At 41.8% G+C, this 6,948-nt stretch carries 6 protein-coding genes and 3 pseudogenes; 6 read left to right on the top strand and 3 right to left on the bottom strand.

The window, feature by feature from the left end; translation table 11 throughout:
* Positions 1-495: 495 nt before the first annotated feature.
* Positions 496-1,365: a CAP domain-containing protein gene (locus AC5590_RS11770; RefSeq protein ID WP_169268700.1), complete on the bottom strand. Its 870-nt coding sequence runs from the start codon at positions 1,363-1,365 to the stop codon at positions 496-498.
* Between the two features lie 297 nt (positions 1,366-1,662).
* A complete protein-coding gene (locus AC5590_RS11775) occupies positions 1,663-2,598 on the bottom strand; it encodes a CBS domain-containing protein (RefSeq protein ID WP_169268701.1) in 936 nt (311 codons plus the stop codon).
* 306 nt (positions 2,599-2,904) lie between these two features.
* Between AC5590_RS11775 and AC5590_RS11780 the strand changes: the two genes are divergently transcribed.
* From AC5590_RS11780 to AC5590_RS11795, 4 genes and pseudogenes are all read left to right on the top strand, one after another.
* Complete coding sequence (locus AC5590_RS11780; RefSeq protein WP_169268702.1) at positions 2,905-3,084, top strand: hypothetical protein; 180 nt, start codon at positions 2,905-2,907, stop codon at positions 3,082-3,084.
* A gap of 180 nt (positions 3,085-3,264) precedes the next feature.
* Positions 3,265-4,254, top strand: a complete 990-nt coding sequence (locus AC5590_RS11785) for an aspartate carbamoyltransferase catalytic subunit (RefSeq protein ID WP_169268703.1) — start codon at positions 3,265-3,267, stop codon at positions 4,252-4,254.
* A 129-nt stretch (positions 4,255-4,383) separates the two neighbouring features.
* Positions 4,384-4,599 (top strand): annotated as a pseudogene (locus AC5590_RS11790) (ArsR/SmtB family transcription factor); the annotation flags it as partial.
* A gap of 147 nt (positions 4,600-4,746) precedes the next feature.
* Positions 4,747-5,208 (top strand): annotated as a pseudogene (locus AC5590_RS11795) (Clp protease N-terminal domain-containing protein); the annotation flags it as partial.
* 18 nt (positions 5,209-5,226) lie between these two features.
* Here AC5590_RS11795 and AC5590_RS11800 read toward each other — a convergent pair.
* The gene (locus AC5590_RS11800) at positions 5,227-5,478 is read right to left on the bottom strand and encodes a hypothetical protein (protein ID WP_169268705.1); all 252 of its coding nucleotides are present in this window, start codon (positions 5,476-5,478) and stop codon (positions 5,227-5,229) included.
* Between the two features lie 754 nt (positions 5,479-6,232).
* Between AC5590_RS11800 and AC5590_RS11805 the strand changes: the two genes are divergently transcribed.
* Both AC5590_RS11805 and AC5590_RS11810 read left to right on the top strand, forming a co-directional pair.
* Positions 6,233-6,679 carry a DoxX family protein gene (locus AC5590_RS11805; RefSeq protein ID WP_169268706.1) on the top strand — a complete coding sequence of 149 codons (447 nt, stop codon included), beginning with the start codon at positions 6,233-6,235 and terminating at the stop codon, positions 6,677-6,679.
* An 85-nt stretch (positions 6,680-6,764) separates the two neighbouring features.
* A pseudogene (locus AC5590_RS11810) lies at positions 6,765-6,899 on the top strand (ureidoglycolate lyase); the annotation flags it as partial.
* Positions 6,900-6,948: the final 49 nt, after the last annotated feature.

Below are 6,948 nucleotides of genomic sequence, written 5' to 3' on the forward strand. Positions count from 1 at the left end.
TCCCGCAGGGTACTTTAGTTCAAGGCGTACTCAGGGGAAGGTGCAAGATCTGAGTAGTATGATTTTAGTTTTACATGATTTCTGTGGCAGATGCTTCTACCATTTGTTGTAGACTTTTTACCTTTGCTTTTAGCACAGTGATGCTTTAATTTCTTGGAGTTATGCCTCTGTCTTTTTTAAGTGTTAGTAGCAATTTGGCTTTTTTTGCTTTCAGTGCTTACAGCCTCAGTTGGCGTTGATTCTTCTTTGCTAACGTGATCCTTGGACTCAACAGACTTACTGTTTGTGATCTTTTTCCTTTTTGGCTTCAGTCTTTGTCCGATAATAGAATGAACCCCTTCCGTAAATAATCATGATAGAACCCCTCACCTTAAACGTACCTCCAGCTGTAGGTTTAACCGATGAGCAATTTTATCAACTTTGCATTGCTAACGAATTATTTACACTCCTACACTCACCCTCCAATACAGTGTAGGAGTGTAACTTACACAATCTCTAGGAGAAAGTGTTTTGTCCTTGTGCAATTAAAGTGTTCAAATTCCTATCCCCAGTTGGGATATTGTTATCTATTTGAGAGCCTGGTAATATCTCAAAGATTCTACTATTTTCCATTGTAGGTATTCCTTGACTAAATTGAAGATTGCCAATCCAATCAAAGTTTTCAACCTGACCAAGCTTAAAATTATCATGTCCAGGAGTGTAGTCGGGCGTATTGTTGCTCAAACCACCCAAGAGTAGCGAGTCATTCACTTGGTTGTTTATGACTTTGCCGCTACTAGATCCTGTATCAGTCTTAGAAGCAGCTTCAACTATAGGTTCAGCAACAGGGGTGGATGCTGGAACAGAAGCTAGAACAGAGTTGGAAGGAAAAACACTGTCCAATGTAGCTGTAGGCATGGAGGCAGATTGCGGGGTAGGGGTTGAGGTAGATGCGATCGTTGAGTTAGATGTAGAGCCTGGTATGTAGCTCATGGGATTTGTATCACCACTACCAAAGTCCTGAACCCAATAGTTGTTATAAAAACCAGTGCCAATCTCAGTATATTCGGGCTTGAGGATATTAGCTCGGTGTCCAGGACTGTTCATCCAATCTTGAACAACCTGTTGAGGTGTTCTTTGCCCTGCGGCTATGTTCTCTGCCATCATTTGAGCTGAATACCCAACAACCTTCGCTCGATCCCACGGTTGAGAGCCATCTGGTGCTGTATGACTCAAAACACCACGTTCTGACATCTGTTGAGCATATTTGTCAGCAGTATAGTTGAGTTCAGCATTCGCTTTCAGAGGTGGAAGATTATTCTTAGCTCGTTCTTGGTTAGTTAGTTCAAAAACTTGCTGCTCGAATGTCGCGTTGTTTGATTCCATCAATACTGTCCTCGCAAAGATTTGTTCACATGCTCAGCAGATGAAAATTCTGCTGTCAGTTTTGGTAGAAGCAAACCTGAAGAGGGCTAATTAAAAAATATATCAGCTGAAACGATTTTTGTGTACAAAAAATTATATTGGCGAAGAGGTATCTCCACAAAAGCACACCAAGTGCTCAAACTAGAGTTTGAAAATCTCAAACAACGCCTGAAAGGAAACGTCTATTGCGGTGAGGGAAGAAGAAAAAGAAGAAAAACGAGTACTAGCGCGTCAAAAAGCCAAGGAAAAGCATAGACGCTACTTAAGTGTCTGCTGCAAAGTTTCGATCACTCCATACATTTGTACGGGATCAAGGACTCGCAGTAAGCTACTTTGAGTCACAATCCCTAATTTTGTTCCTCGGTCCCAAGATACCACCAATCTTCGCGTCTGTTGCTGTTGCATTTCCACAAGAGCAGCCCATAAAGAATCCTCAGGATTGAGCACAAATAGCTGTTTACTCATCACAGTTTGCGCTAGAACTTCAGATAGGTTCACTTCCATTGCCTGAAATTCTAGAATATCCTCCTCAGTGACAATTCCGATGGGAATGTGAACAAATTGTCCCAAATCTAACGGTGGTTGATCCTCGGTTATGACGACGCAGCTAATCTGAAACTCTGCCATCACCTGAGCTAAAGTTAATACCGAAGCACTTCTAGAAGCACAAATGACTTGGGTTGTCATCACATCTGCCACACGCATGAACTTTAGGAGATGAACAGGACGTAAAATCCTACGAATACTCTCGTGGGAAATAACACCAATAAGTTCGCCCTTTTGTCCTACTATAGGCAGATGGCGAATACGATACCGCCGAAATAAAAATAAAGCCGCAAAAACATCCTGAAAAGTCGCTTGCTCCAGTGTAATCACTGGTTGTGTCATCACCTGCGCTATTGTCACGTTTCTAAAGTCAACTTCATCTGCGGTTAGCCGTACAATATCCCGTTCTGTAAAAATACCCAATATTTTTGTTTGTTGTATAATAAGTACACAGCTAGAGTTTGTTGGATGTACGGTTAATCCATTTAACGGTGAATTAAGACCAGATAACGAGCAACTGTGAATTCGCTTTTGGTTCATTAAAGCAATGACATCTATCAGCAATGTTTCTGGTGTGACAGTCAGTGGTTTATAGTCTATCGCTGCCTCTATTACTGGTTCACTTAGCCGTAGATCATCAAGTAGCATGGCTCATTTGTCTGGAGAACACTCTTTCATAATGTACCCAGAAGACTGCACAGAGTTCCTGACCTGTTTCGTCTGTTGTAAGTTTTGTCACTATTCGTTACATTAGCTTATGACTGAAAATCTAGGAGTTATTTAAGCAAACAGGTATCTATTTTAAGAAATGTCAGGTGGTATCATTCCTGGTGCATACGTCAATCAATTTTGGATTTAGGATTTTAGATTTTGGATTAACTCCACCGGCTTCGGCTGCGCTCAGCCCAAGCTAAAAGTGCTCTGCTTGGAGGGGAGCGAAACGAAGCCTAGATTTTGAAATTTACGATTTTGGATGAATTCCGTCCTTCTAGGACGGGGCTTGTACCCTTCGGCAAAGCTCAGGGCAAGCCGAAAATCAACGCCAAGTACCTCTGTCGGGAAACAAGGACTATGGCACAAAGTGCCACGCTGCGCGAACAGTATTGGCTCCTCAATTTAAAATCTAAAATTTAAAATCTAAAATTTTTTCGGTCAATCCAAAAACTCTAAAAATGCGATATAATAAGCGCCACTGAAACAATATGAGTATAAAGTAAACTCGCAAGTAGCCTCCAAAGGCCCTATCAGTGTGCATCGAAACTTACCCTGGAGTGCGCTGTAGACGTGTCTTTAAGCCAAATATCCTCGCTATTTATGTCTAATAACACCTGGAGTCGTCACCATATTCTTTCCCTTGCTGACTTCACCACTGATGAGTACGATACCGTTTTGCAAACGGCTGCTAGTTTTCAAGAGGTTCTATCTCGACGGACGAAGAAAGTCCCAACTTTGCAGGGACAAGTTGTGGCGAATTTATTTTTTGAAGCATCCACTCGCACTCGCAGTAGTTTTGAACTTGCTGCTAAGCGCCTATCGGCAGATACACTGAATTTTGCCTCAGGAAGTTCTTCAATGACAAAAGGAGAAACTATTCTTGACACGGCAAAAACTTATTTGGCAATGGGAACTGATATAATGGTGATTCGCCATCGAGAGGCGGGAGTTCCTCATGCGATCGCCCAAGAGATGGATCGACTCGGTGTAAAAGTCAGCGTCCTCAATGCTGGTGATGGTCAACACGAACATCCTTCCCAAGGTCTGTTGGACTTATTTACTATTTGTAGTCTCCTTGATCCAGATCTACCCCGAGTGGAGCTTTTGAAAGAAAAAAAGATTGCTATTGTTGGGGATATTCTCCATTCGCGGGTAGCACGCTCAAATATTTGGAGTCTGACAGCAAGTGGTGCTGACGTGCATTTAGCAGCACCACCCACCCTCTTACCAAAATTATTTGCAGATTATTGTGAAAATACACCAGGTAAAGTGTTTCTCCACTGGGAGTTAGAACCAGCTTTGCAAGATGCAGATTTTGTGATGACTTTGCGCTTGCAAAAAGAACGAATGAGTGCTCATTTATTGCCTTCTTTGCGAGAATATCACCAGATGTTTGGTATGACACACTCAAGGCTACAACTGTGCCAGCCTAATGTAAAAGTTTTGCACCCTGGTCCAGTGAACCGTGGTGTCGAAATTAGCTCAGAGTTAATGGATGATCCAGAATTTAGCCTCATTCAAGCTCAAGTGAGCAGTGGTGTTGCTGTTCGTATGGCGCTGCTGTATTTGATTGGGAGTGGTAGAGCATAGGAGTAAGGAACAAAGAAACAATTGCTAACTCATGACTCACAAGTCATGACTAAATATTAGTGTTGACATATTACTTATTTCGGTTATTCTAGAAATATGGAAAATCAAGAAACGGCTCGATATGCAGATATGTTTGCTGCACTCGGATCGGAGCCACGACTTGAAATTATGCGGCTGCTGTTTGCTGCTTATCCAGAAGGGATGACAGTGGGTGAGATTCAGGAAAAGCTCAAAATCCCGAACTCAACCCTGTCGCATCATTTGGAAAAGCTGCGGAACGAAGAGTTAGTAAAAAGCCGCAAAGATAAGCAATTTCTGTGGTACTCAGCGAATGCTAAGACGATGGAGGATTTGCTTGCTTTTTTAACGACGGATAGAAGTAGACGCGAAGGGGATCGCGTCTCCAACGAACACACCCTTGAACCCGCTAACAAGACACCTATTGAGGAGGGGTTTATGTTTGAAAAATTTTTCGAGTCTATTTTTCACAAACTGTCAGGGTCTTTTTCTGACAGATTTCATCTCAAAGGTTTTGAAAGGTTCACCCAAAAAGCAATTAACGCGATTAATTTGGCTCAGGGTGAATCGCGCCGTTTGGGACATAATTTTGTTGGGACAGAACAAATCTTACTGGGACTTCTTGGTGAAGGGAGTGGTATAGGCTGGCAGTTTCTTAATTCTGTGGGGGTGAATTTGGAAAATGCACAGATTGAAGTCGAAAAAATTATCGGCAGAGGAAAAGGTGATACAGCTATAGATATTCCCTTCACTCCCAGAGCCAAACAGGTCTTGGAACTAGCGGTAGAGGATGCCCGATATCTTAATGTTAACTACGTTGGTACTGAGCATTTGCTATTAGGCATTCTCCATGAAGGAGGGGGAGTCGCAATTCGGGTATTGCAAAGTCTTGGGGTAGATTTGATTTCTTTAGAACAGCGACTGCGAAGGACTTTGACCTAACATAAGAGGTTTTCAGCCAGCTATACTCATAACCCATTGCCCATTTATCTTTGCCGAACGCGCAAAAGCGAGGTCACGGATGAGTGGGACTCTGGAACGAATATAAGCACTCACAGTACTGATTTCTTCGTCGTTAAGTAGTTTTCTATTTTCAAGCAGTCTAATTAAGTGCTTGACTAGTTGCGCATCACTGAAGTTTAGAAGAGTACTGGTCTGGGTTTCTTCAATCACAGACCATAGATGACGTAACGTTGAAGAGTCCATCGGATAAACCTCCTTTGTAAAGACTCGTTCTTAGTCAAACACATTAGTGTTATCAAGAATCTAAAAACAATCTTAAAACTAAAATCTAAAGAAAATCTTAAATTTTACATAAATTAAGCTGTGTTCTAGAGCGCAACTCCAATCTTGGCGCTTGTGAACATTGAATTTTTCTGTGTTGTGGTCAGGTAGTGCTCAGCTAGGGTTATCCGACAGTCACGCAACTGCTTTACCCGAAGCGTGAAGCTAGCCTGTGAGTTTTCTTACAAGCACTAAGTTAACGAAAGTTGACAGTACTGCCAACTCTAGTCATTAATGACGTAGCTGTGTGTATTCGTGAAAACTGTCTTCACATAGGTTTTGCTGCCATGTAAAATAATGTAACAATACCTTGACTAATTGTAAAGTTCAGAAAATTATGAGAATCTTCTTTTTAGTAGAGTGATTTGACAAACTCTAGTCCAACTGGGCACTGTCTTCTGAACTGTTACGAAAACCAACGGGTAATTTATGATAAAATGTTACATTACTTTACAAAAATGCCATAATGAAAGCCGCGTCCATTTCCAAGGAATGATCACAAGTAGGAATAACTGTATCCGCAAGGAAGGTGGGAACGGTTCGATCTTCTAAAGTATTGGTTCATTGTCCCCTTGTTTGTCCCTTGATTTTTCTACTCCCTAATTCCCACCCATGACTGACGACGGAGTGATATATGCTAAACAAACTGAAGGTATGAACGCAACCACGCAAACAGATGAAGAAAAATAATCTTAAAGAACTTCTTCGTGTCATTCTTGCTATATCTATGATTGTAGTTGGGGTAACGCACTTTACCTCTGGGGATCAATATGTCAGAATTGTGCCGCCGCAACTACCCTATCCTCTGGGACTTGTTTATCTGAGTGGCTTTTATGAAATATTGGGTGGTATCGGGTTATTAGTTCCGCCTGTCAGTCAAGCGACTGCTTGGGGACTTATTGCTCTTTTTATTGCTGTTTATCCGGCAAATATCAACATGGCGGTTAATCACATTCCCATTGACAATATACCCAATTCACCTTGGTTGCAAGCGATAAGACTTCCTTTTCAGGCTGTTTTCATTGCATGGGCTTGGTGGTATACACAACCTTCAGATTTTGACAAACAAGCTTCTATCATTCCTAAGTCACTCATTCCTGAGAAACTGCTGAGATTGGAATAAGCCACTTTCACAAACCTTTCCCTTGCCCTTTCTTAACCGGAGAGGGAACAGAGTTAAAATAGTGGCAGATGCAAAAGAATGCAATATGACGATATCAAAGACGGTGCAACAATTGCGGGCTCAATGGGTAACGCCGGAAAATTTTCGTCGATATGGACAAGTGATTTTTCCCAGTGAACATGGCAAACTCTTTGATGCAGAAGATACTCAATTAGTACTTGTGCGATTCGTTACATGCTGAATCACGGTATTCAGCCCGTAAATAAGCA

The organism is Brasilonema octagenarum UFV-OR1 (genome assembly GCF_963888615.1).
GTDB lineage: Bacteria > Cyanobacteriota > Cyanobacteriia > Cyanobacteriales > Nostocaceae > Brasilonema > Brasilonema sennae.